Origin of the sequence: Amycolatopsis sp. FDAARGOS 1241, from assembly GCF_016889705.1 — a bacterium.
Classification (GTDB): Bacteria; Actinomycetota; Actinomycetes; order Mycobacteriales; family Pseudonocardiaceae; genus Amycolatopsis.
Genome location: NZ_CP069526.1, coordinates 6,650,765 through 6,673,473, shown reverse-complemented (window position 1 = coordinate 6,673,473; position 22,709 = coordinate 6,650,765). Strand labels below are relative to the sequence as shown.

Sequence of the window (22,709 nt, the reverse complement as noted above, 5' to 3'; positions counted from 1 at the left end):
GCCTCACTCGATCGGGCCGGGATCACCCGGTCGGGCAAGACACCGGATCGGCGGCCGGGCCATTCACAGTGTTCGTCACTAGAGTGAGCGTGACCCGGCGGGCTCGTGGCCGGTGTCCGTCGGGCAAGCAGGGGGAGCGGATCGGATGGTGCCATGTCGAGCGGCGTGAAGAAGATCGTGGTCGTCGGGGTCGTCGTCCTCGTGCTGTTCTTCCTGATCACCCAGCCCACCCAGTCGGCCAATCTCGTGCACCAGGTGCTCGGCTGGCTGCGCAACGGCGCCGAGGCGATCGTGACCTTCTTCCAGACCCTCTTCTCCTGAGGCCCGACCTCCCGGTCATCACTGAGAGTAACTCGATCTCGGAATCCGAGCCGTTCGCTCGACCATCCGGGTGGATTGCCCCCTGAAAGGGCCTGGTCGCGGAATTTGTGTGGTCCTGGCTATGGCGGAGAAACCAGCCTCGGCCCTACGGTGCTCACATTGCGTGATCAGCCGGTTCTCCGGTCCCCCGGGAACCGGGCCACAGCGGGGTTTTCCGCACGGTCACGCCGGTTGGGTGCAAGTCGTGGACGCGCAACGGGGCAGGCGTCAGGGCCGGCCCGTCGGGGACCAATGAGGAGGCAGGGATGACCGGAGATCCCGGAGTGGACGCGTTGATCCGGCAGTGGGCCGATGAGCGCGAGCAGACGGCCGAGGAGCAGGAGGTCAACCGGATCACGTCCGCCTGGCTGGCCGACGCGCCCCAGGCTCCGCCCGGTATCCCCGGCCAGCGCGCCCGGTCCGGTCCGTCGCGCTGGGCGCCCGTCGACGCCGCGGACCCCGGTTACCTCGCCGCCATGCGCGTGCGGTTGCCCGAAGTCCCCGAAGAGCTGCTCGTGGCCGCCGCCGGCTGGTGGCAGATGGTCGGCGACGTCGCCGAGGCCGAACTGTGGTGGGACGCCGGCATCAGCCCGCTCGACCAGCGCGCCCTCGACTACCGTGCGGCGGGCCTGTCGCCCTCGGACCTGTCCCGCCGGCTCGGCCCGATGACTGTTCTCCAGCACCTGCGGCGCGGCAGCGCGCCGGCGTGGTGCGTCGCGCGTCTCGCGCGGCAGCAGAAGTCCGCCTGACGGATCCCGTTACACGGCCGGGTGAACCGGCGTGGCGGCACCGATCCCGAGCTTCGCGTAACGCTAACCTGCGCGGGCTCGTTGTGTGAGGGACCGACCGCCACGCTGGAGGACCGCAGTCCGTGCCCGCTACCGAACAGACCGAGGACCAGACCGCGGCGCCCGCCGCGCCGGTCCGCCGCTCCCACGCGGGAACAGCGCTGGCGGTGCGGCTCGCGGTGGTCGTGGTGGTCCTCGCGGTGGCCGGCGGCGGGATCTGGTTCATCACGCGGGCGTCGGCTCCGGTCGCGAGCCCGACGACCACGGACATCCCGGCGCTGAGCGTCAAAGCCGCCGACGTCCGACCCGGTTCGGCCGCCCCGGTGAACGCCGTCGTCGCGGGCGGAGCCGATCAGCAGACCACGCCGCAGTCGGCCCGGTCGTCCGGTGATCCGCTCGACGACTGGGCACGCAAGGTCGCTGCTGTCACGGGAATCCCCGCCCGGGCTCTGCACGCGTACGGCAACGCGGAGCTCGCGATGCGCTCGGCCGACCCCGGCTGCAAGGTCTCGTGGGCCACGCTCGCGGGTATCGGCCGCATCGAGTCGAACCACGGCCAGTACGGCGGCGCTGTGCTCGAAGCCGACGGGCGCCCGTCCAAGCCGATCATCGGCGTCCCGCTCGACGGTTCCACGGGTGTGCGGGCGATCGGCGACACCGACGGCGGCCGGTTCGACGGCGACCCGGTGACGGACCGCGCGGTGGGCCCGATGCAGTTCATCCCGGGCACGTGGCGCAAGTGGGCCGCCGACGGCAACGGCGACGGCCTCGGCGATCCCCAGCAGATCGACGACGCGGCGCTGGCCGCCGGTCGCTACCTGTGCGCGGGCGGGCGCGACATGGCCACCGCGTCCGGCTGGTGGTCCGGCATCCTGTCGTACAACAACTCGACCGAATACGCGCAGAAGGTGTTCGGGCTCGCGGACGGCTACGCGAAGTCGGCCCGGGCCGTGCAAGCCGGCTGAGCGCCCCGCGCGGTGTGAAATCCGTGCGAACTGCGAGGTCACCGGCTGAGAGCCGGGCCACGTGCGGGTGCGCCTCTCCGCTTCGGGACTCATTCCCAGTGCTAGCGTCAGCTCTGTGCCAGCGAACTCCGGCCCGGCCGCGTCCCCGCTCGGGCGCCGGCTCACGATCGTCGCGACGTGCGTCGTGAGCCTCGCGCTGTGCTGTGGGCTGGCGTGGTGGCAGTGGGACCGGTTCATGTCGGCGAGCGGCACGTTCCAGAACCTGGGCTACGTGCTGCAGTGGCCGCTGTTCGGGCTGTTCCCGGCGTTCATGTTCTGGCGGATCAAGAAGCTGCGCGAACGCGAGCAGGCCGAGCAGAACTGCGGGGAGGCGCCCCGGGCCGAGCCGGCCGAGGTGACCGTGCCCGCCCCGAGGCCGGCGACCCCGCCGCGGCCCGCACCCGCGCCGGCGGCGGCCGAGGGCGAGGATGCCGAGCTCGCCGCATACAACCGCTACTTGCGCGAGCTGCACGCCCGCGACCAGCAGTCCTGAGCAGTCCTGAGCAAGCCCGGAAGTGAGGACGATTCCATGACCACGAGCACCGACGGTGCCGCCCAGACCCGCCCGGCCCGCATCGGCGGCGCTCTGACGCGCTTCCGCGCCACCGCGTACATCACCGGTGTCGGCCTGCTCGTGCTGTGCGCGACGATGGTCATCGAGTACGGCTTCGGCAACGCGAAGCCCGCGGCCGTGTACTCGCCCATCCACGGTGTCCTCTACATGATCTACCTGGCGTGCAGCATCGACCTGGCGATCAAGGCCCGCTGGTCGATCAAGAGCACGATCCTCGTGCTGCTGGCCGGGTGTGTCCCGTTCGTCTCGTTCATCGTCGAACGCCGGGTGACGCACCGCGTGCACGCAGGCAAGGACATCTTCTAAGCCGGTGTGTTCTCAGCGGCCGTGGCTCGGCGGCGGAAGGTCAGCGCGACCCCGACGGTGAGCGCGGCGAGCCCGCCGGCCGCCAGGAACGCGGCGGTCATCCCGTCGACCAGCAGCGGGGTTCCAGTGGCGCCGGACGCCGCGGCCGAGCGCGTCGCGGCGCCGAAGACGGTCACCAGGATCCCGAGCCCGAGCGTGCTGCCGACCTGTTGCATCGTCTGCAGCACGCCGCCGGCGGCGCCCGCGTCCTCGGCGGGGACGGTCGACATGATGATCACGTTGAGCGGCGAGAACGCCAGCCCGCCGCCGATGCCCATGAGCAGCAGGGGACCGAGCAGCGAAGCGACGTAACCGCTGTCCGGCGTGAGCGCCGAGAGCCACGCGACCCCGGACACCATCAGCACGGTGCCCGTGACGGCGAGCGGCTTCGGCCCGAACCGCGCGAGCAGGCGTGGCACGAGCCGGCTGAGCGTGAAGATCGACGCGGCCATCGGCAGGAACGCGAACCCGGTGGCCAGCGCGGCGAAGTGGCGCACGTCCTGCAGGAACTGCGTCAGGAAGAAGAACATCGACATCATCGCCATCGGCCCGAGGAAGAAGCTCGCGTAGGCCGCGGCGCGGTTGCGTTCGGCGAAGAGCCACAGCGGCACCAGCGGGTGGGCCACCCGTCGCTCCAGTACCACGAACGCGATCAGCAGCACCACGCCTGCCGTCAGCGCGCCGAGCGTGAGCGGTGCGCCCCAGCCGTCCGAAGCGGCGTGGGTGAAGGCCAGCACGAGCGAAGCGACGCCGAGCGTGCCGAGCACGGCGCCCGGCACGTCAAGGTGCGCTGTCCGCCGCGCGGGCGCGGGCACGAACCGCGGTGCGAGCACGGCGATGGCCAGGCCGAACGGCACGTTGATGAACAGCGCGGCCCGCCACGAGATCCACTCGGTGAGCAGACCACCCACGATCAGCCCGATCGCGAACCCGCCGCTGGCGACGGCGGAGAACAGCGACAGCGCGCGGACGCGGGCCTTGGCTTCGGTGAAGGTGGTGGTGATGAGCGCGATCGTGCTCGGCCCCGCCATGGCGGCGCCGACGCCCTGCGCCACACGCGCGGCGATCAGCACCGCGGCCGACGTGCTCAGCCCGCCGGCCAGCGACGCCAGCGTGAACACGGCCGTGCCCAGCACGAACATCCGGCGCCGCCCGAACAGGTCGCCCGCACGCCCGCCGAGCAGCAGCAGGCCGCCGAACACGAGGCTGTACCCGGTCATCACCCACGACAGGCCGGTGGCGGAAAAGCCCAGGTCGGACTGGATGCGGGGCAGGGCCACGTTCATCACGGTGGCGTCGAGCATGAGCATGAGCTGGCACGTCAGCACGATTGCCAGGACGAGGCCGGGCGCGGCGGTCCGGGCTCTCGGCCTAGGCTCGGCCGACGGGACTTGCTCGGTCAACTCGGTCAAAGGAGGACTCCCCAGCGAGGAACGACTGAAGTGGAGAAACTCTCCACTTGCTTGCGTTTGCGATAATATGGAGAGCGTCTCCGGTTCCGCAAGGGAATTCGGAGAATCTCTCCGTTTTCTGGGGAGCGGCTGCCAGGAGGTGCGGCGATGACGGCGGAAGCGACGCGGCCGATGCGCGCGGACGCGAAGCGGAACTACGACCGCATCGTGGCGATCGCGAAGGAAGCCTTCGCCGAACACGGCGTCGACGTGCCGCTCGACGACATCGCCAAGCGCGCCGGCGTCGGCGCCGGCACGTTGTACCGCCACTTCCCGACGCGCGAGAAGCTCGTGGAAGCCGTCTACCGCGACGAGATCGACCAGCTCGCGTCGCGCGCCGCGGTGCTCGCCGGCGAGCTGCCACCGTTCGAAGCGCTCGAGGCGTGGCTGGAGGAGCAGGTCGAGTACGTCATCGAGCGCCACGGCCTGGCCGCCGCCCTCAAGGCGTCGATCGACTCGGGCTCCGAGACGTTCGTCTGGTGCCAGACCCGCCTGCGCACTGCGTGCAGCGACCTGGTCACCCGCGCGCAGTCCACGGGGGCGCTGCGCCCCGACGTCACCGGCGTCGATGTCCTGCGCCTCGGCCACGGCTTGGGCACCGCCGCGAAGAACGCCTCGGAAGACGACAAGGCCCGCTTGATGAAGGTGATGCTCGACGGCCTGCGCGGGTGAGCGCGAACAGAAGGGGCGGGTCCACTCCGGACCCGCCCCTTTAGTTCAGTACGAGTTCAGTACCACCGCTCGTTCAGGAGCCGATGCCGGTCAAGGACCGGACCTCCATCTCGGCGTGCTTGGTCGACTCCTCCTTGCGGCCGAACATCGTGCCGGCGAAACCGCACAGGAACGAGAACGGGATGGAGACCAGTCCGGGGTTCTTGAGCGGGAACCAGCTGAAGTCGACGCTCGTGAAGATCGAGTCCGCTTCGCCCGAAACGACCGGGGAGAAGAACACGAGCACGACGCACGCGGCGAGGCCGCCGTAGATGCTCCACAGCGTGCCCGTGGTGTTGAACCGCTTCCAGAACAGCGAGTACAGGATCGTCGACATGTTGGCCGACGCGGCGACGGCCAGGGCGAGCGCCACGAGGAACGCGATGTTCTGCCCGTTGGCGAGAATGCCGCCGAGGATGGCCATGACGCCGACGACCAGGGCGGTCAGGCGGGCGACCCGCACCTCGTCGGCCGGTTCGGCCTTACCGCGCTTGAAGATGTTCGCGTAGACGTCGTGGGCGAAGGAGGCCGACGCGGTGATCGTCAGGCCCGCGACCACGGCGAGGATCGTCGCGAACGCGACCGCCGAGATGATGCCCAGCAGCAGCGTGCCGCCGATGTGCAGGGCCAGCAGCGGGGCCGCGGAGTTCTCACCGCCGGGAGCGGCCTTGATCTCGTCCGTGCCCACGAGCGCCGCGGCGCCGAAGCCGATCACCAGCGTGCACAGGTAGAACACGAACATGCAGGAGGTGGCCCAGACGACCGAGCGCCGAGCCTCGCGTGAGTTCGGCACGGTGTAGAAGCGCATCAGCACGTGGGGCAATGAGGCGACGCCGAGAATCAGGGCCAGCGACAGGGACACGAAGTCCAGGCGTGTGGTGCCGTTGGCGCCGTACGAGCCGCCTGGCTCGAGCAGGGCCGTACCCATCGGGCTCCTGTCGGTGGCCGCGGTGAGCAGGTTGGAGAAGTTGAACCCGAACTTGCCCAGCAGGAACACGGTGATCAGCGTCGCGGCGGCGAGCAGGATGCTGGCCTTGATGATCTGCACCCACGTGGTGCCCTTCATGCCGCCGACCAGTACGTAGACGACCATGACCAGGCCGACGACGCCGATCACGAGCGACTGGCCGAGGCGCGAGTGCACGTCGAGCAGCAGCGCGACCAGACCACCGGCGCCCGCCATCTGCGCGAGCATGTAGAAGAACGAGATCACGAGCGTCGAGGTCGCCGACGCCGCGCGGACCGGGCGCTGCTTCATGCGGAAGCTCAGTACGTCGCCCATCGTGAAGCGGCCGGTGTTGCGCAGCAGCTCCGCGATCAGCAGCAAGTCGACCAGCCACGCGACGAGGAAGCCGATCGAGTAGAGAAAGCCGTCGTAGCCGTGGATCGCGATGGCGCCCGCGATCCCGAGGAACGACGCGGCAGAGAGGAAATCGCCGGACAGGGCGACGCCGTTCTGCCGCCCGGTGAAGACGCTGTCGGCCGCGTAGTAGTCGGATGTGGTCTTCTTGCCGCGGTGGCCCGCCCGGTAGACCACGAACAGGGTGAAGGCGACGAAGACCGCGAACACCCCCGTGTTCACGAGCGGATTGCTGGCCGGCGCGCTTTCGGCGAGCGCGGTGCTGGTCACTTGCGGGGTCCTTCCGTCACGGCGGCCCGTTGCCTCAGTTCGGCAACGCGCGGGTCCACCTCGCGATCGGCGAAGCGGACGTAGACGAGGGTGATCAGGGCCGTGGTCAGGAACTGTCCGAGGCCGAGCAGCATGCCGACGTTGACCATGCCGAACACGCGGGTGCTCATGAAGTCGTTCGCGTAGGCGGCCAGTACGACGTAGGTGAGGTACCAGATGAAGAAGCCGGCGCTCATCGGGAAGACGAATCTGCGGAACCGCCTGCGCAGCGCGCCGAACTCGGGGCTGCGCTGGATCAGTTCGTAGTCGGGACCGCGCCGGGTGGTCCGGGCCGGCTCCGCGCCCTCGCGGGCGAACATGGCCGGCAGCTGTCCGGTCTCCTCTTGCGGGGTTCCCGTCGCGGGGGTGGGCGCGACGTTGTGCATCAGTGCCTCCGGCAACTTGCGTCCGTGGTGGTGGCCCTCCTGGGGCCCCCTCGGTCGAGTGGCACCCGGTCTGCCCTTGCGGACTGGGAGGCGGCCATAGTAACGACGGCGTCCGGGACGGGAAAAAGCCGGTTCCGCGGAAGGGGCTCGGGAATTCGTTTTCGGGCTGGAAATGTACGAAAACGGGAACCCTCGCGAAGATCACGAACAGATCACTCGGAATAGTGAGAGTCAATGTCACGCCACGTTGTCGCAGCTGAGGAACACTGCGGCAAATGGTTGAGCCACGAACAATGATCCGACGAATGTTGTGACGCCCGGTAGCCGAACTGCGGGGTGGTCGCCGGGGCCTCGCGTCGCTCGGCTGAGGGGCGAGGCGGGGATTCGCAGGCCGGTGGCGGATGCTGAAAGAAATCACCGCTTCGAGCGGTGAGTCGCTGCCGGACCACAACATCGGGTTCAACTTGAGGTCTAGCCCACCCGATGGGGGCACGGAGCGTAGGTCCTCCGAGGGATTTGACTACCCTCCGTGGGCTGATCGGGTGACTGCTCGGCGGCGCGACCCGGAGCAACCGGTAACCGGAATTCCCTCTTCGGGCCCGGGGTGGGTCGAATCCCGGGCTCCCGGCCTGGGCCGAATCGACTTTTCCCAGGTCAACGACGCGAAGCCGAAGACAATAAGCTCGGCGGACATTGGTGTACGATTCTTTGGCCCAGCTGACCGCAGCGATCGATAGGCACAGACAAGTTGACCTCGACCACCGCCGTGCAGTACGCAAGTTGCCCCGTGCACGTGCAAAGTCCCGGGAAGCAGCACGCCGGAGAACACGGTGACGAGTCTGCACAGTCGTGCCCCAGTGGGGTCGATCGCGCGGGTCGGCGGAATGCCGTGGACCGTTCCGGGAGCACCGGACACCGCCCACGGGCAGCCACGACGCGGGACAGGGAGTCACTTTCGTGACCGTTGCAGGAGAAGGCCAGGTGCCTGTTGAGAAGCTGCTCGGCCGGCCGCCTCGGCGGCCGAGCCGGGCCGCGAGCTGGCGCGCGGCGCTGCGCTGGCGGGACTGGAGCATTCCGGTCAAGCTCTCGGCGGTGACGCTGGTCCCCATCGTCCTCGCGCTGGTGCTGGGCGTCACCGCGATCGTCGGCCAGGTCAGCCGCTCGGACGACTACGAGCGGATCGACCAGCTCGTCAGGCTGAGCACCCAGCTGCGCAAGCTCACCGACGGCCTGCAGAAGGAACGCACGCTCACCGCGGCGCAGCTGACGGAGGGCGCCGCCGGCGTCACGCCCGAGCTCAAGGCGGCCCGCGCCGCGACCGACGCCGCCGTCGAGCCGTTCCTGACCGCGGCCAATCGCCTGGGCGGCTCCGAGTCCAGTGTGTCCGGTGCGGTGAACTCGGCCACCGCGCAGGTCAACGAGATCGCCGTGATCCGCCAGCAGGTCGGGGCCGGCCTGCTCGACGCCGCCGAGGCGGTGGGCGACTACAACGCCGTCACCGGGGCCCTGATCGGCGCCGACACCGCGGTCGCCGCGGGCGCGAGCGCCGACGCGCTGGGCGGCACGCCGAGCGCGCTGCACGACCTCGAAGCCGCCAAGGAACAGGTGTCGGTCAGCCAGGCGCTGGTGAACTACGGCATCGCCAATCGCACTCTGACCGCGCAGCAGCTGAGCGACGTCCGCGACGCCGAACTCCGCTACGACGACCGGATCGACGACTTCAACGCCGCGGCCACTGCGCCGCAGCGCCAGGACTTCGACAGCACGATCAAGCCCGACACGTCCTACGACCGCAAGCGCATGACCGGCATGGTTCTCGGTGAGCAGGGCCTGTCCAGCGACCAGGCGCTCCGCCGGATCCCGGCGCAGGAGTGGAACTCCTCCTCCGACGCCGTGGTCGGCCAGCTCACCGAGGTCGCCGACCGGATGAGCGCCGACGCCACCGACGCGTCGGCCGCGCTGGTCGAGGACGCCAGCAGCAGCGCCGGCCTGCTCGCCGTGCTGCTGTTCGCCGCCATGGTCGCCGCGGCGGCCGTCGTGTTTCTCATCGCGCGCCAGATCCTGCGGTCGCTGCGGACTCTGCGGCGCAGTGCGCTCGACGTCGCCGAGAAGGACCTGCCCGACGCCGTCCGCAACATCCAGGAGGGCCGCGCGCAGAGCGTCGAGGTCGACCCGGTGCCCGTGCGGGCGAAGGACGAAATCGGCGAGGTGGCCCGGGCGTTCGAGAAGGTGCACAGCCAGGTGCTGAAGCTCGCGACCGAACAGGCCGCGATGCGCGCCGGTTACTCGAGCGTGTTCGTCAACCTCTCGCGCCGCAGCCAGAGCCTCGTGCAGCGGCAGCTGCAGCTGATCGAGCGGCTGGAGCGCGACGAGGAGGACGCCGACCAGCTCGCGACGCTGTTCCAGCTCGACCACCTCGCCACCCGGATGCGGCGCAACAACGAGAACCTGATGGTCCTCTCCGGCGCCGAGCCGGGGCGCCGCTCCGGCATGCCGGTGTCGGCGCACGACGTGCTGCGCGCCGCCGTGTCGGAGATCGAGCAGTACCAGCGGGTTTCGGTACAGCAGCCGCCGGCGGTGAAGATCGTCGGCTTCGCCTCGAGCGACGTCCAGCGCCTGATCGCGGAGCTGCTCGACAACGCGACCGCGTTCTCCGCGCCGGAGACGCAGGTGACCGTGGCGACGCGCCTGGCCGAGGACGGTTCGCTCAACGTCGACATCCTCGACAAGGGCATCGGCATGAACGAGTACGAGGTGGTCGAAGCCAACGGCCGCCTCACCGAAGCCGGCTCGGTCGACCTCGCGACGTCGCGCCGGATGGGCCTGTTCGTGGTCGGCCGCCTCGCCGGGCGCCACCGCATCGGCGTTTCGCTGCACGGTGGCAAGGACATCGTGGGTGTGCGGGCCACCGTCGTGGTTCCGCCGGAGCTGGTCATCACCGGTGCCGCGGTGGACAACGCGCCGAAGGCCGGTCCGCTCAGCAGCGTGACCGCGCCGCCCGTGAATCCCGGCGGACTGCCTCGGCGCCAGCGCCCGGTGAACGGTTCGGCGCGGCCGGCTCCGGCGGTGCCGCAGCAGCCGATCGCCGGCGCCGACGAACAGCAGCTGTGGCCCTCGGCCAGCGATCTCGCCGGGTACGCCAACGGGCACGCCGTCGACCCGGGCGTGCGCCCGCCGTCGGACCTCGAGATCTCCGGCACCGCGTTGTTCAGCCCGATCCCGCGCGACGACGCGCCGCCGCCGGTGCCCCAGCTGCCGCAGATCGTGGACGTACCGCCGCCGCGGCCCGAGCCCCAGCCCGAGCCGCGGGGCGAGGCGCCGGTCCCCGAGCGCCAGGGCAACCTGCCCTCGGGCAAGGACCTGTTCTCCGCCAACGCCACCACGCTGAGCGAGTGGTGGAACGAAGCCGCGCAGAAGGTGCCGGAGGTTCCGCCGCCGTCCGCGAACGAGATCACGATCGAGAACACGCCGATCTTCGACGAGATGCTCTCGGCCTGGTTCCGGTCACCGGCTCCGTCCGCCGAGGACAAGTCCGGTTCGGACAAGTCCCGTGACGAGCCTGGTGAGAAGGCCGGTGACAAGGCCGCCGACAAAACCGGTGACGAGTCCGGTGACAAGGCCGGCCCGGAAGAGTCCGATGCGGACACCTCCGCCGCGAAGGTGGGCGAGCAGCCGGCGGCGCCGGCCGAGGCGCAGCCGGGTGTCGCGCCGGAGACCACGCCGGAGCAGGGCGAGCGCGACTGGGACTTCGCGAGCGACGAGAACTGGCGCACCGTCCAGGCCGCGTCGCAGGTCGAGCCCACCGCGTTCACCAAGGCGGGGCTGCCGCGCCGCCGTCGCGGCGAGCAGCTCATGCCGGGCAGCGCGACGCCGGAACAGGCGCCGGCCGCCGAGGCCGCCAAGCCGGCCCTGCCGGCGCGCGACCCCGTCGACGTCCGCGGCCGCCTGACCAGCTTCCAGCGTGGGGTGAACCGCGGTCGTCAGGACGTTCGCGACGGCATGATCGACCCGGCGGCGCCGCAGGGCCTGGGCGCCGAAGCGCTCGACCGCCTGCAGGGCCCACCGCAGGAGGCCGACGCGGGGATCGCCCCGCAGCACGGCTCCGCGACGGGCATCTTCGAAGCGGACCCCCAGCCGCGCCAGGACACCGCCCCGGGCTCCGCACCCGCGGGAGAGCCGTTCGGCTCTGCTGCGGCGAATTCGGCTCCGGCGCAGCAACCGCCGTCGCCGTTCGCGCCGCGGAGCGGGAACGTCCCGGCGGACCGGTCCGGTGTGGGCAGTCCGTTCGGTTCGCCACGGTCCAGGCGGGTGCCGTCGCCGTTCCCGCGGCAGAGCGGAGAGGTCCCGGCCGGCCAGTCCGGTGTGGCGGGTCCGTTCGGTTCGGCTCCTGCCGAGCAGTCGCCGTCGGCCTTCGCGCCGCAGGGCAGTGAAACTCCGGCGGACCAGTCCGGTGTGGCCAGTGCCTTCGGTGGTACGCCGTCGGCCTTCGCGCCGCAGGGCGGGGATGCCCCGGCCGGCCGGCCGGGTGTCACGGGTCCGTTCGGTTCGGCTCCTGCCGGGCAGGCGCCCTCGGCCTTCGCGCCGCAGGGCGAGGAACCGCAGGCCGACCGGCAGCGCGCGGCGGGCTCCTTCGACGCCGAGGCGCCGTCGGCGTTCGCGCCGCAGGGCGGCGAAGCTCCCGCCCGGCAGCAGCCGGCGACGGAGCAGTCCGGCATGGGGAACGTGTTCCGCACCGCGCAGGACGCGGGGACGGCCGGCCAAGATGACCAGGCCACTGCGGACCGGTCGGGGGTGGCGGGCGCGTTCCGCACCGCGTCGCCGGGACCGGTCGCCGACCAGCAGGTGCCGCCGGCGTTCGACCCGCAGGGGGTGTGGGCGCCGCCGGCCGATGGCAACGGCAACGGCACCACCGCGCGGCCGGGAGCGCTGCCCTCACGCCGTCCCGACCCCGCGCGGCCGGCCAAGCCCGACGCGCTGCCCACGCGGCGCCCGGCGGCCACGAACCTGCCACCCGGCCCGCGGGCCGTGGACCCGAATCAGGTGCCCGCCGCCGTCGCGAACCTGGAAGCGGCCGCCGCGGCCTCGAAGCCCACCGCGACATCCCCCGCGGCCTCGAAGCCCACCGCGACACCCCCCGCGGCCCCGCAACCCACCGCGACACCCTCCGCGGACTGGTCTTTCGGGTCCGACGAGGGGTGGCGGACCGTCCAATCGGTGTCCCAGTCGACGCCCACTTCGTTCACTTCGGCAGGATTGCCCCGGCGCCGCCGAGGGGAACAGCTCCTCCCCGGCAGCGCCCCGCCGCCCTCCGGCGCGGCGAACCCCCGTCCGACCCGCGACGCGCACGACGTGCGTGGCCGCCTGAGCAGTTTCCAGCAGGGCATCCAGCGCGGCCGACACCGCACTGCGCAGGCCGCCGAGACCAACCACGAAAAACTGGAGGGTGAATGACCTCGCCGAATACGGCACAGCCGCAACAGAACCAGTTCGGCTGGCTGGTGAACGACTTCGCCGAGCGAGTCCCGGGTGTGGCGCACGCCGTCGTGGTGTCGGCCGACGGGCTCCTCCTCACGGCTTCCAACCGCCTGCCGCTGGACCGCGCGGACCAGCTCGCGGCGGTGGCTTCGGGCCTCGTGAGCCTCACGCAGGGCGCGGCCCGCTGCTTCGAGGCCGGCGCCGTGAACGAGACCGTGGTCGAGATGGAACTCGGCATCATGGTCCTGATGTCCATCAGCGACGGTTCGTGCCTCGCGGTCCTCGCGGCGCCGAACTGCGACATCGGCCAGGTGGCCTACGAGATGACGATGCTCGTGGACCGCGTCGGCCAAATCCTCACGCCCGAACTCCGCGCCCAACTGCAAGGCGCGGGAGGGTCGCTGATCGGCGAACCGGTGGGATGATAACGCGATGAGCACGGGGTCCGGATTATTCGGCGGAGAGCCCGGAGACGGCGGCGAGCCCCCGCGTGCGGGCGAACAAGATGCTGCCCGCGACGAGGAGGACGGCACGTTCGCCGACGTCCTCAACGCCTTCAGCCTCGATTCGGGCCGCTCGCGCAAGAAGCGGAAGAAGAGCACCAAGGAGTCCCAGTCCCCCGAACCCCCGTCCGCACCCGCGGGAGCGCACGCGGCGGAGGAACCGCCGGCGGCACCACCACCGCCGCCGCCGGCCGAGTTAGGAGATCGTGTGACCTCTCTAGTCTCTCCACCGGGCAGTACCGATGCGGACGGGCCCAGACCAGGCGGGCTTTTCGACCCCGGACCGCCCAGCGGCGAGTTCGTGATGCCCGCCGCGTTCACGCGGCCGGAACGACCCGATCGGGTGGACCCGGCCGAGGAGACCTCGATCGTCCGGCCGTACGCTCTCACCGGCGGCCGGACCCGGGCGAACTACGCGCTCGAGCTCGAGACGCTGATCTCCACCAATGACCACGTCGTCGCGGGGGGCTTCCCCGAGGCGGCAGCGGAGCAGATCGAGAGCATCTCGATCATGGAAGAGTGCCGGAGCCCGCGCTCGGTCGCCGAGATCGCGGCGATCTTGCGGGTGCCTCTGGGTGTCGCCAGGGTGCTGATCAGTGACGCGGCCGACGCGGGCCTCGTCACCGTGCACCGGACGATTTCGGGCAATGACGGCGCCGAAGCACACTTGATGTTGATGGAAAGGGTTTTGAGTGGACTCCGTCGGCTTTAAGGCACCGCGGGAAACCGCACCCCCGACCATGACATCGGCGAAGATCGTCGTCGCGGGCGGCTTCGGTGCCGGCAAGACGACCTTCGTGGGGTCGGTGTCGGAGATCGTGCCGCTCACCACCGAGGCGATGATGACCGACGCGAGCCGCGGCATCGACAACCTCGACCAGACCCCGAACAAGACGACCACCACGGTCGCGATGGACTTCGGCCGTGTGTCGCTCGACGCCGACCTGATCCTGTACCTGTTCGGCACCCCGGGCCAGCAGCGCTTCTGGTTCATGTGGGACGACCTGGTCCGGGGCGCCATCGGCGCGGTCGTGCTCGCGGACACGCGCCGCCTGGCGGACTCGTTCGCGCCGATCGACTTCTTCGAAGACCGCGGCCTGCCCTACATCGTCGGCATCAACACGTTCGACGGTGTGCTCGAGCACGACATCAACGACGTGCGCGAGGCCCTGTCCATCGACCCGAGCATCCCGATCGTCCGCTGCGACGCCCGGGACCGCGAGTCGACGAAGCAGACGCTGATCACGCTCGTCGAGTACGCCATGCGCCAGTGGATCGCCCTGCGGGCGGCCAAGGCCCGCTGAACCCGCGGCGCCGGGTCACCTCGTCACGCGGTGACCCGGCGGTACCGCAGCAGCACCACGGACCCGTCGATCACACGCGACTCCAGCAGCCGCAGGCCGAGCCGCTCGGCGTCGACGGCGAACGGCCGCTTGTCGCCGCCCAGCACCACCGGGTGCACGACCACGTGGTACTCGTCGATCAGCCCGAGCCGGCCGAGCTCCGCGGGCAGCTCGGCACCGCCCATGAGCAGGATGTCCTTGGTGTAGCGCGCTTTCAGCGCCGCGACCTCCTCGGTGAGGTCGCCGCCGAGCACCTCGGTGCCCCAGCCGGGATCGGTGAGCGTGCGCGAGAAGACGACCTTGGGCTTCTTCCGCCACACCGGCGCGAACGCGATGTCGTGCGGATCGTCCGACAGCGACTCCGCGCGCGGCCAGAAGCCCGCCATCATGTCCCACACCCGCCGCCCGTAGGCGAACACGGCGGCACGGTCGGAGAGCGCCTGGGACTGACGCGACAGCTCGGGTCCCATTACCGGCCAGTCGAACTCGCCGTGCGGTCCTTCAACGCAGCCGTCGAGCGATACGTGGACGTAGAACAGCAGCTTACCCATGGCGTGGCTCCTTAATCCGGCGGCGTCCCCTGTGGACGCCCTTCACCCCAGAGTCGGAGCCGCGTCGCGCGACCGGACACGACCGTCGGTATTCGGCCGGAAATCTTTTCAGTACTCGACTGGGTGTTCGAGAATCCTCAGTACTCGTCGTGCCTTCGCCACCACGAGCCCGGCTCGTCGGTGCCGCGCGACTCCTCCTCCCACGCCTCCTGGCGGCCGAACGGAGTGATGTCCAGGTAGCGGTGTGAAGCCAGGAACGTCTCGGCGCCGCGCCCGCTGGTGAAGTACGTGCGGTAGACGTCGTCGCCGTCGCGCAGGAACACGCTGACGCCGAAGAACCGGCCGACGCCGCAGTCCTCGGTGAAGTCGCTGCCGTGCGCGGACACCCACGGCACGTCCCAGCCCATGCGCGCCTTGTAGGCCTCGATCTCCGGCAGCGTCGCGGGCGCGGTGACGGTGAACGTGACATCCCGGGCGTTCAGGTGCGCGAGGTGCGGCACGTTGTCGATGACCATCGAGCAACCGGGGCAGCCCGCTTCGTCGCCGGGGTGCAGCATGAAGTGGTAGACGATCAGCTGGCTCCGGCCCTCGAACAGGTCGAGCAGGCTCTTCTTGCCCTCGGCCGAGTCGAACTCGTACGGCTTGGCGAAGCGCACCATCGGCAGCCGCCGGCGTTCGGCGGTCAGGTGGTCCTGCGCTTTCATGAGCTCTTTTTCCTTGGCCAGCAAGGACTCGCGCGCGGCCTGCCACTCTTCGGCGGACACGACGCGGGGAAGTGCGGTGGTCATCGGGCCTCCTCCAGGAAGTGGGCGAGATCTTCGAACGTCGAGTTCCAGCCGTCCCGGTGCCCGGAGCGCTCGGCTTCGTTCGGGAACGGCGTCTGGTGGAACGTCATCTCGGTCTTGTCGCCGACGTCGGCGAGCGTGATGGTCACGACAGTTTCGCCCACTTCGTCGGCCGGGTCGTCCCACGAGAACGTGAAGACGAGCCGCTCGGGCGGGGTTATCTCCCGGTAGGCGCCCTGCATCCACCGTTCGACGCCGTGTTTTTCACTGTGGATGCGCGCCCGCCACGCGCCGCCGGGCCGCAGGTCCAGCGTCGCCACCGAAGCGGCGAAGTCCTGCGGGCCGAGCCAGCTCGCGAGGTGGTCCGGGTCGGTCCACGCGCGGAACACCAGCTCACGCGGGGCGTCGAACACGCGCGTGATGGTGAGATCGCGTTGTGTCATCCCTCGGTCTCCCTCCGGGGCTCCTGCAAAAGTCGCAGGTGCTCGTCCAAGCGGTCGAACCCCGCCTCCCAGAACTGCCGGTACTCACCCACCCAGTCGGCGACGTGCTCGAGCGGCCGCGCTTCGAGGCGGCACGGGCGCCACTGCCGCGTGCGCCCGCGGGTGATGAGGCCGGCGTGCTCGAGCACCTTCAGGTGCTTCGACACGGCCTGCAGGCTCACCGCGAACGGCTCAGCCAGCTCGTTCACCGTCGCTTCGCCGCGGGAGAGCCGGGCGAGGATGGCCCGCCGCGTCGGGTCCGCCAGCGCGGCGAACGTGGTGCTGAGCTGGTCAGTGGCCATCAGTTCTCAATCGCTTGGTTGTTCAACTAATAGGTTGATATAGGCCCGAGCTGGCCGATGTCAACCACCTCGAACGGATGGATGAGAGCTGCGTCACCGCAGCTCGGGTTTCCAATAGTAGGAAGTCAAAGTATTTTGAGGAGTATGAGCAGCGACCTGTACCGTCCCGAGAACCCGGTCCGGTTCGTCACCGCGTCGAGCCTGTTCGACGGCCACGACGCCTCGATCAACATCATGCGGCGCATCCTGCAGTCGCAGGGTGCCGAGGTCGTGCACCTCGGGCACAACCGCTCGGTCGACGAGGTGGCGACCGCCGCCATCACCGAGGACGTGCAGGGCGTGGCCATCTCCGCGTACCAGGGCGGGCACGTCGAGTACTTCTCCTACCTCGTGGAGCTGCTGCGCGAACGCGGCGCCGGGCACATCAAGGTGTTCGGCGGCGGGGGTGGGGTGATCGTCCGCGAGGAGATCGACCTGCTGCACTCCCGCGGCGTGGCCCGGATCTTCTCGCCCGAAGACGGCTACGAGATGGGCCTGCCGGGCATGATCAACTCGATGATCAAGGCGTGCGACGTCGACCTCGCCGCGCAGCCGCCCGCCTCTGTCGACAAGCTGCTCTCCGGCGACGTACCGGCCCTCGCGCGCGTGATCACGCAGCTGCAGCGCGAGAAGCTCACCGACGAGTGGCTGACGGCCATCACCGAGGCCGCGAACAAGCGCGAGGTGCCGGTGCTCGGCATCACCGGCACCGGCGGCTCGGGCAAGTCGTCGCTCACCGACGAGCTCATCCGCCGCTTCCGGCTCGACCAGGAGGACAAGCTGCGGATCGCGGTGCTCGCCGTGGACCCGTCGCGCCGCAAGGGCGGCGGCGCCCTGCTGGGCGACCGCATCCGGATGAACTGCCTCGCGCCCGGTGGTCTCGGCGCGGCGCCGGTGTACTTCCGCTCGCTCGCCACGCGCACGACCAGCGGCGAGATCCCGATCGGGCTGCGGGAGTCGATCCTCGCGTGCAAGGCCGCTGGCTACGACCTGGTGATCGTCGAGACGCCGGGCATCGGCCAGGGTGACGCCGGCATCGTGGACTACGTGGACGAGTCGCTGTACGTGATGACGCCGGAGTTCGGCGCCGCGTCGCAGCTGGAGAAGATCGACATGCTCGACTTCGCCGACGTCGTCGCCATCAACAAGTTCGAGCGCCGCGGGGCCGAAGACGCCCGCCGCGACGTCGCGCGCCAGCTGGTGCGCAACCGCGAGGCCTTCTCCGAGGGGCCCGAGGACATGCCGGTGTACGGCACGAGCGCCGCGAAGTTCAACGACGACGGTGTGACGGCGCTCTACCAGCACCTGCGCGACCAGTTGGCCGAGCGCGGGTTGTCGGTGTCGGCGGGGACGCTGCCGGCCGTCGAGGGCAAGGTGTCCACCGACGCCAGCACGATCATCCCGGGCAACCGTGTGCGCTACCTGTCGGAGATCGCCGACACCGTGCGCGGGTACCACGACCAGACCGCGAAGCAGGTCGCCGCCGTGCGCAAACGCGAGCACCTGGCCGCTGCGAAGGCCGCGCTGTCCGAGCTGGACACAGCGGACGCCTCGACCGACGCGATCGACGGCCTGCTCGCCGCCGCAGAGTCCGATGTGGACGGCGAATCGACGAAGCTGCTGGAGCGCTTCCACGAGCTCGCCGAGGAATACCGCGGCGACGAACTCGTGGTGAAGGTCCGCGACCGGGAACTGCGCACGCAGCTGTGGCGCGACACGTTGTCGGGCAACCGGATCCCGCGCGTCGCGTTGCCGCGCTACACCGAGCCCGGAGAGCTGCTGTCGTTCCTGCGCCGGGAGAACCTGCCCGGCTACTTCCCCTACACGGCCGGCGTGTTCCCGTTCAAGCGCGACGGCGAGGACCCGGCGCGCATGTTCGCGGGTGAGGGCGACGCGTACCGCACCAACCGCCGGTTCAAGCTGCTGTCAGCCGACTCCGAGGCCAAGCGCCTGTCGACGGCCTTCGACTCGGTGACGCTCTACGGCCACGACCCCGACACGCGTCCGGACATCTACGGCAAGGTCGGCACGTCCGGCGTCTCGATCGCGTCGATCGAGGACATGAAGGTGCTCTACGACGGGTTCGACCTCACCGCACCGAACACGTCGGTGTCGATGACCATCAACGGCCCGGCCCCGACGATCCTCGCGTTCTTCCTCAACACGGCGATCGACCAGAAGCTCGACGCGTTCCGCGCCGAGCACGGCCGCGAGCCGTCCGACGCCGAGGCCGCCGAGCTGCGCGAGTGGGCGCTGAAGAACGTGCGCGGCACCGTGCAGGCCGACATCCTCAAGGAGGACCAGGGGCAGAACACCTGCATCTTCTCCACGGAGTTCAGCCTGCGCATGATGGCGGACATCCAGGAGTGGTTCATCGAGCACGGCGTGCGCAACTTCTACTCCGTGTCGATCTCCGGCTACCACATCGCCGAGGCCGGCGCGAACCCCATCTCGCAGCTGGCGTTCACGCTGTCCAACGGCTTCACCTACGTCGAGTCGTACCTCGCGCGCGGCATGGACATCGACGACTTCGCGCCGAACCTGTCGTTCTTCTTCTCCAACGGCATGGACGCGGAGTACTCGGTGCTCGGCCGCGTGGCGCGGCGGATCTGGGCCGTGGCCATGCGCGAGCGCTACGGCGCCAACGAGCGGTCGCAGAAGCTCAAGTACCACGTGCAGACCTCGGGCCGGTCGCTGCACGCGCAGGAGATGAGCTTCAACGACATCCGCACCACGCTGCAGGCCCTGTGCGCGCTCTACGACAACGCGAACTCGTTGCACACCAACGCTTACGACGAGGCGATCACCACGCCGTCGGAGTCGTCGGTGCGCCGCGCGATGGCGATCCAGATGATCATCAACAAGGAGTGGGGCCTGTCGAAGAACGAGAACCCGCTGCAGGGTTCGTTCGTCATCGACGAGCTGACCGACCTGGTCGAGGAAGCCGTGCTCGCCGAGTTCGACCGGATCTCCGAGCGGGGCGGTGTGCTCGGCGCGATGGAGACCGGCTACCAGCGCGGCAAGATCCAGGACGAGTCGATCCTGTACGAGCGCAAAAAGCACGACGGGTCGCTGCCGATCGTCGGCGTCAACACGTTCCGCAACCCGCGTGCGGCCGACGACGAGGTCGAGGTGGAGCTGGCGCGCGCGACGGAGGACGAGAAGAAGTCGCAGCTCGACCGGCTGGCCGACTTCCAGCACCGCCACCAGGAGGAGGCCCAGCAGGCGCTCAAGGCGCTGCGCGAGGCCGCGACCCGCGGCGGCAACCTGTTCGGCGTGCTGGTGGACGCGGCGCGGGTGTGCACGCTCGGCCAGATCACCGAAGCGTTCTTCGAGGTGGGCGGCCAGTACCGCCGCAACGTCTGACGCGCGGCGCGAGCCGGTCCCCGCGCGGGACCCGGCTCGGCCGCGTTCAGGAGCGGTGGGCGGCCAGGTGCCAGGCCGGTGCCTGGACGCGGCCCTGCGCGTCGGTCTCCAGGCGGTCGAGGTCACCGGCGCCGGGGTTGCCCTCGGCGAACATCCGCACGCTCGCGCCGAGCTCTTCCCGGGTGAACGACGTGGCGTAGCGGGTGGGTTCGAGGCGGTCGATCGTCCAATCCTTCGCGACGGTCTCGCGCAGGTTGGCCTCGCTGATCCGGAACGGCCCGGGGAACGATTCCGGCACCTCTTCGGAGAAGCAGAACAGGTGCAGCCGGGCGCCGGGCCGGGTAGCGCGGGTCAGCGCGGCGAGGTACTCGTGCCGCTGCGGTTCGCGCAGGCAGTGGTAGAGCGCGCTGTCGAGCACCGTGTCGAAGCGGCCTTCCCAGCCTTCGAGTTTCGTCGCGTCGGCGACCGCGAACGTCACGTCGACGCCCTTCGCGGCTGCGCGGGCGCGGGCCTGCTCGAGCGCGGAGGGCGCGCGGTCCAGACCGGTGACGGACAGTCCGCGCGAAGCGAGGAACGCGGCGTTGTCACCGAGTCCGCAGCCGATGTCGAGCACCTCGCCGGTGAACTCGCCCGCATCGGCCAGCGCGACGACCGCGGGCTGCGGCGAGCCGACGTCCCAGGGGATCCGTGGGCCGAGCGGGGCGGCACCGCGGTAGACCTGTTCGAAATCGACGTCTTCGGGTTTCATGCCCGGTTTGCTCATGGCCACCACCTTATTCAACGAATGATGATTTAACCCCATGCTGCGACGGTCCGTGGCCGGCTGTCAACTCGAGGCGGCCGCGCGGGAATAGGGTGGTCGCGCATCGGGTAGAACGAGGCATGGACTTCGGGATCTCCACGTTCGTGACCGACGAAGGCATCCGCCCCGACGTGCTGGGCGAGGCGATGGAAGAGCGGGGCTTCGATTCGCTGTTCCTGGCCGAGCATTCGCACATCCCGGTGGACCGGCAGAGCCCGTACCCCGGGGGTGGGGACCTGCCGCGGAAGTACTACCGCACGCTGGACCCGTTCGTGGCCCTCGCGGCGGCCGCGGTGAACACGTCGGAGCTGGTGCTCGGCACGGGCATCGCGTTGCTGATCCAGCGCGACCTGATCCACACGGCCAAGGAGGTCGCGTCGCTCGACCTGGTGTCGCGCGGACGGGTGGCGTTCGGCGTCGGTGTGGGCTGGAACCGCGAGGAGATGGCGAACCACGGCACCGATCCGAAGACCCGCGGCGCGCTGATCGACGAGCAGCTCGGGGCGCTCAAGGCGATCTGGACGCAGGAGGAGGCCGAGTTCCACGGCAAGCACGTGGACTTCGACCCGATCTTCGCGTGGCCCAAGCCGGTGCAGACCCCGCACCCGCCGATCTACATCGGGGGCGAGAGCCCCGCCGCGCTCAAGCGCCTGGCCGCCTACGGCGACGCGTGGCTGCCGCGGCAGCAGACGCCGAGCGAGGAGATCCGGCGGGTGCGCGAGTGGCTGGCGGAGCAGGGCCGCACCGACGTGCCCTTCACCGTTTTCGGTGGCGCGGCCGACACCGGCGCGGTCAAGCGGTTCGCCGCCGCCGGCGTGGAGCGCTACACGTTCATGCTGCCGACACTGCCCGAGGCCGAGACGCTCAGCGCGCTCGACGACCTCGCCCGGCTCGCGGCGGACCACCGGTGAACCGTGGTTCGATGACCGCATGAGGTTCGGGATCTTCAGCTTCGTCACGGACGAAGGCATCCGGCCCGACGCGCTCGCGCGCGGGGTCGAGGAACGCGGGTTCGATTCGCTCTTCGTGGGCGAGCACAGCCACATTCCCGCCGACCGGCAGTCGCCGTACCCGGCGGGTGGCGAGCTGCCGCGGATGTACTACCGGATGTACGACCCGTTCGTGGCGCTGACCGCCGCGGCTTCGGTGACGTCGACGTTGCTGCTGGGCACCGGCGTCGCCCTGCTCGCGCAGCGCGACCCGATCCAGACCGCGAAGGAGGTCGCCTCGCTCGACCACCTCTCGGGTGGGCGGGTGCTGTTCGGTGTCGGCGCGGGCTGGAACCTCGAGGAGATGCGCGACCACGGCACCGACCCGGACACCCGGGGCCGGCTGCTCGACGAGCGGCTCGACGCGATGAAGCAGCTGTGGACGGCGGAAGAAGCCACGTTCCACGGCGAGTTCACGCACTTCGACCGCGCCGTCGCGTACCCGAAGCCGGTGCAGGCCCCGCACCCGCCGATCTACATCGGTGGCAACAGCAAGTACGCGGCCCGGCGCGCTGGCCGGCACGGCGGGGTGTGGATGCCGAACTCCGTGGTCGTGCCCGAACGCGTCGGGAAGCTGATGGCCCTGCGCGACGAAGTGGCACCGGGCGCCCCGGTGTCGGTGTTCGCGGTGGGCACCAAGAACGAGGCTCTGCTGGAGGCCTACGTGGAGGCGGGCGTGGAGCGCATCACGATCCTGCTCGGCACGCGGCCCGAAGCGGAGACCCTGAGCAGGCTCGACGCCCTGGTGAAGGTCGTCGAAAAGTACCGGTGAAGGAGCGGAAAA

21 protein-coding genes are annotated in these 22,709 nt (G+C 70.2%); 13 read left to right on the top strand and 8 right to left on the bottom strand.

Going from position 1 to position 22,709, the window contains the following annotated elements:
- Positions 1-153: 153 nt before the first annotated feature.
- From I6J71_RS32610 to I6J71_RS32590, 5 genes are all read left to right on the top strand, one after another.
- On the top strand, positions 154-321 hold the full coding sequence (locus I6J71_RS32610) for a hypothetical protein (RefSeq protein WP_204090352.1): 168 nt from the start codon (positions 154-156) through the stop codon (positions 319-321).
- Between the two features lie 305 nt (positions 322-626).
- Positions 627-1,109, top strand: coding sequence for a helix-turn-helix transcriptional regulator (locus I6J71_RS32605; RefSeq protein ID WP_204090351.1), 483 nt, complete (start codon positions 627-629; stop codon positions 1,107-1,109).
- Between the two features lie 122 nt (positions 1,110-1,231).
- Positions 1,232-2,113: a lytic transglycosylase domain-containing protein gene (locus I6J71_RS32600; protein WP_204090350.1), complete on the top strand. Its 882-nt coding sequence runs from the start codon at positions 1,232-1,234 to the stop codon at positions 2,111-2,113.
- 115 nt (positions 2,114-2,228) lie between these two features.
- Positions 2,229-2,645 (top strand): hypothetical protein, encoded by a 417-nt coding sequence (locus tag I6J71_RS32595; RefSeq protein WP_370542003.1) that lies wholly within the window; start codon positions 2,229-2,231, stop codon positions 2,643-2,645.
- A gap of 36 nt (positions 2,646-2,681) precedes the next feature.
- Positions 2,682-3,032 (top strand): DUF3817 domain-containing protein, encoded by a 351-nt coding sequence (locus I6J71_RS32590; protein ID WP_204090349.1) that lies wholly within the window; start codon positions 2,682-2,684, stop codon positions 3,030-3,032.
- Here the strand turns inward: I6J71_RS32590 and I6J71_RS32585 are convergent.
- The gene (locus I6J71_RS32585) at positions 3,029-4,381 is read right to left on the bottom strand and encodes an MFS transporter (protein ID WP_204097349.1); all 1,353 of its coding nucleotides are present in this window, start codon (positions 4,379-4,381) and stop codon (positions 3,029-3,031) included. The genes I6J71_RS32590 and I6J71_RS32585 overlap by 4 nt on opposite strands.
- 249 nt (positions 4,382-4,630) lie before the next feature.
- On the opposite strand from I6J71_RS32585, the gene I6J71_RS32580 reads away from it, so the two are divergent.
- Positions 4,631-5,194: a TetR/AcrR family transcriptional regulator gene (locus I6J71_RS32580; protein WP_204090348.1), complete on the top strand. Its 564-nt coding sequence runs from the start codon at positions 4,631-4,633 to the stop codon at positions 5,192-5,194.
- 73 nt (positions 5,195-5,267) lie between these two features.
- On the opposite strand, the gene I6J71_RS32575 is transcribed toward I6J71_RS32580, so the two are convergent.
- Positions 5,268-6,863, bottom strand: a complete 1,596-nt coding sequence (locus I6J71_RS32575; RefSeq protein WP_204090347.1) for a cation acetate symporter — start codon at positions 6,861-6,863, stop codon at positions 5,268-5,270.
- Positions 6,860-7,288 (bottom strand): DUF485 domain-containing protein, encoded by a 429-nt coding sequence (locus tag I6J71_RS32570; RefSeq protein WP_204097348.1) that lies wholly within the window; start codon positions 7,286-7,288, stop codon positions 6,860-6,862. The genes I6J71_RS32575 and I6J71_RS32570 overlap by 4 nt, the downstream gene beginning before the upstream one ends.
- A 957-nt stretch (positions 7,289-8,245) precedes the next feature.
- Here I6J71_RS32570 and I6J71_RS32565 point away from each other — a divergent pair.
- Genes I6J71_RS32565 through I6J71_RS32550 form a run of 4 tightly spaced genes read left to right on the top strand, consistent with a single transcriptional unit; the run spans position 8,246 to position 14,570 of the window.
- A complete protein-coding gene (locus tag I6J71_RS32565; RefSeq protein ID WP_239154055.1) occupies positions 8,246-12,739 on the top strand; it encodes a nitrate- and nitrite sensing domain-containing protein in 4,494 nt (1,497 codons plus the stop codon).
- Positions 12,736-13,188 carry a roadblock/LC7 domain-containing protein gene (locus I6J71_RS32560; protein WP_204090346.1) on the top strand — a complete coding sequence of 151 codons (453 nt, stop codon included), beginning with the start codon at positions 12,736-12,738 and terminating at the stop codon, positions 13,186-13,188. Before I6J71_RS32565 ends, I6J71_RS32560 begins: the two co-directional genes overlap by 4 nt.
- Before the next feature lie 7 nt (positions 13,189-13,195).
- On the top strand, positions 13,196-13,978 hold the full coding sequence (locus I6J71_RS32555) for a DUF742 domain-containing protein (RefSeq protein WP_204090345.1): 783 nt from the start codon (positions 13,196-13,198) through the stop codon (positions 13,976-13,978).
- Positions 13,959-14,570: an ATP/GTP-binding protein gene (locus I6J71_RS32550; RefSeq protein WP_204090344.1), complete on the top strand. Its 612-nt coding sequence runs from the start codon at positions 13,959-13,961 to the stop codon at positions 14,568-14,570. The genes I6J71_RS32555 and I6J71_RS32550 overlap by 20 nt, the downstream gene beginning before the upstream one ends.
- Positions 14,571-14,593: 23 nt before the next feature.
- Here the strand turns inward: I6J71_RS32550 and I6J71_RS32545 are convergent, their stop codons facing one another.
- From I6J71_RS32545 to I6J71_RS32530, 4 genes are all read right to left on the bottom strand, one after another.
- Positions 14,594-15,160: a dihydrofolate reductase family protein gene (locus tag I6J71_RS32545; protein ID WP_204090343.1), complete on the bottom strand. Its 567-nt coding sequence runs from the start codon at positions 15,158-15,160 to the stop codon at positions 14,594-14,596.
- 137 nt (positions 15,161-15,297) lie between these two features.
- Entirely contained in the window at positions 15,298-15,948 is a 651-nt protein-coding gene (locus tag I6J71_RS32540) for a DUF899 domain-containing protein (RefSeq protein ID WP_204090342.1), read from the bottom strand.
- Complete coding sequence (locus I6J71_RS32535) at positions 15,945-16,388, bottom strand: SRPBCC domain-containing protein (RefSeq protein ID WP_204090341.1); 444 nt, start codon at positions 16,386-16,388, stop codon at positions 15,945-15,947. The genes I6J71_RS32540 and I6J71_RS32535 overlap by 4 nt, the downstream gene beginning before the upstream one ends.
- The gene (locus I6J71_RS32530; protein ID WP_204090340.1) at positions 16,385-16,729 is read right to left on the bottom strand and encodes a helix-turn-helix transcriptional regulator; all 345 of its coding nucleotides are present in this window, start codon (positions 16,727-16,729) and stop codon (positions 16,385-16,387) included. Before I6J71_RS32530 ends, I6J71_RS32535 begins: the two co-directional genes overlap by 4 nt.
- Before the next feature lie 144 nt (positions 16,730-16,873).
- On the opposite strand from I6J71_RS32530, the gene icmF reads away from it, so the two are divergent.
- A complete protein-coding gene (icmF, locus tag I6J71_RS32525) occupies positions 16,874-20,134 on the top strand; it encodes a fused isobutyryl-CoA mutase/GTPase IcmF (RefSeq protein ID WP_204090339.1) in 3,261 nt (1,086 codons plus the stop codon).
- A 46-nt stretch (positions 20,135-20,180) separates the two neighbouring features.
- Here the strand turns inward: icmF and I6J71_RS32520 are convergent, their stop codons facing one another.
- On the bottom strand, positions 20,181-20,897 hold the full coding sequence (locus tag I6J71_RS32520) for a class I SAM-dependent methyltransferase (RefSeq protein ID WP_239154054.1): 717 nt from the start codon (positions 20,895-20,897) through the stop codon (positions 20,181-20,183).
- 119 nt (positions 20,898-21,016) lie between these two features.
- Between I6J71_RS32520 and I6J71_RS32515 the strand changes: the two genes are divergently transcribed.
- Both I6J71_RS32515 and I6J71_RS32510 read left to right on the top strand, forming a co-directional pair.
- Positions 21,017-21,847 carry an LLM class F420-dependent oxidoreductase gene (locus tag I6J71_RS32515; RefSeq protein WP_204090338.1) on the top strand — a complete coding sequence of 277 codons (831 nt, stop codon included), beginning with the start codon at positions 21,017-21,019 and terminating at the stop codon, positions 21,845-21,847.
- Between the two features lie 19 nt (positions 21,848-21,866).
- Positions 21,867-22,697, top strand: a complete 831-nt coding sequence (locus I6J71_RS32510) for an LLM class F420-dependent oxidoreductase (protein ID WP_204090337.1) — start codon at positions 21,867-21,869, stop codon at positions 22,695-22,697.
- The last annotated feature ends 12 nt before the right edge of the window (positions 22,698-22,709 follow it).

Bases quoted from the DNA above. Each gene is read 5' to 3' on its own strand.
- I6J71_RS32610 (WP_204090352.1), top strand. From the start codon at position 154: ATGTCGAGCGGCGTGAAGAAGATCGTGGTCGTCGGGGTCGTCGTCCTC.
- I6J71_RS32515 (WP_204090338.1), top strand. From the start codon at position 21,017: ATGGACTTCGGGATCTCCACGTTCGTGACCGACGAAGGCATCCGCCCC.
- I6J71_RS32535 (WP_204090341.1), bottom strand. From the start codon at position 16,388: ATGACACAACGCGATCTCACCATCACGCGCGTGTTCGACGCCCCGCGT.
- I6J71_RS32530 (WP_204090340.1), bottom strand. From the start codon at position 16,729: ATGGCCACTGACCAGCTCAGCACCACGTTCGCCGCGCTGGCGGACCCG.
- I6J71_RS32590 (WP_204090349.1), top strand. From the start codon at position 2,682: ATGACCACGAGCACCGACGGTGCCGCCCAGACCCGCCCGGCCCGCATC.
- I6J71_RS32605 (WP_204090351.1), top strand. From the start codon at position 627: ATGACCGGAGATCCCGGAGTGGACGCGTTGATCCGGCAGTGGGCCGAT.
- I6J71_RS32585 (WP_204097349.1), bottom strand. From the start codon at position 4,381: ATGCTCATGCTCGACGCCACCGTGATGAACGTGGCCCTGCCCCGCATC.
- I6J71_RS32570 (WP_204097348.1), bottom strand. From the start codon at position 7,288: ATGCACAACGTCGCGCCCACCCCCGCGACGGGAACCCCGCAAGAGGAG.
- I6J71_RS32510 (WP_204090337.1), top strand. From the start codon at position 21,867: ATGAGGTTCGGGATCTTCAGCTTCGTCACGGACGAAGGCATCCGGCCC.
- I6J71_RS32520 (WP_239154054.1), bottom strand. From the start codon at position 20,897: ATGAGCAAACCGGGCATGAAACCCGAAGACGTCGATTTCGAACAGGTC.
- I6J71_RS32580 (WP_204090348.1), top strand. From the start codon at position 4,631: ATGACGGCGGAAGCGACGCGGCCGATGCGCGCGGACGCGAAGCGGAAC.
- I6J71_RS32540 (WP_204090342.1), bottom strand. From the start codon at position 15,948: ATGACCACCGCACTTCCCCGCGTCGTGTCCGCCGAAGAGTGGCAGGCC.
- I6J71_RS32545 (WP_204090343.1), bottom strand. From the start codon at position 15,160: ATGGGTAAGCTGCTGTTCTACGTCCACGTATCGCTCGACGGCTGCGTT.
- I6J71_RS32560 (WP_204090346.1), top strand. From the start codon at position 12,736: ATGACCTCGCCGAATACGGCACAGCCGCAACAGAACCAGTTCGGCTGG.
- icmF (WP_204090339.1), top strand. From the start codon at position 16,874: ATGAGCAGCGACCTGTACCGTCCCGAGAACCCGGTCCGGTTCGTCACC.
- I6J71_RS32555 (WP_204090345.1), top strand. From the start codon at position 13,196: ATGAGCACGGGGTCCGGATTATTCGGCGGAGAGCCCGGAGACGGCGGC.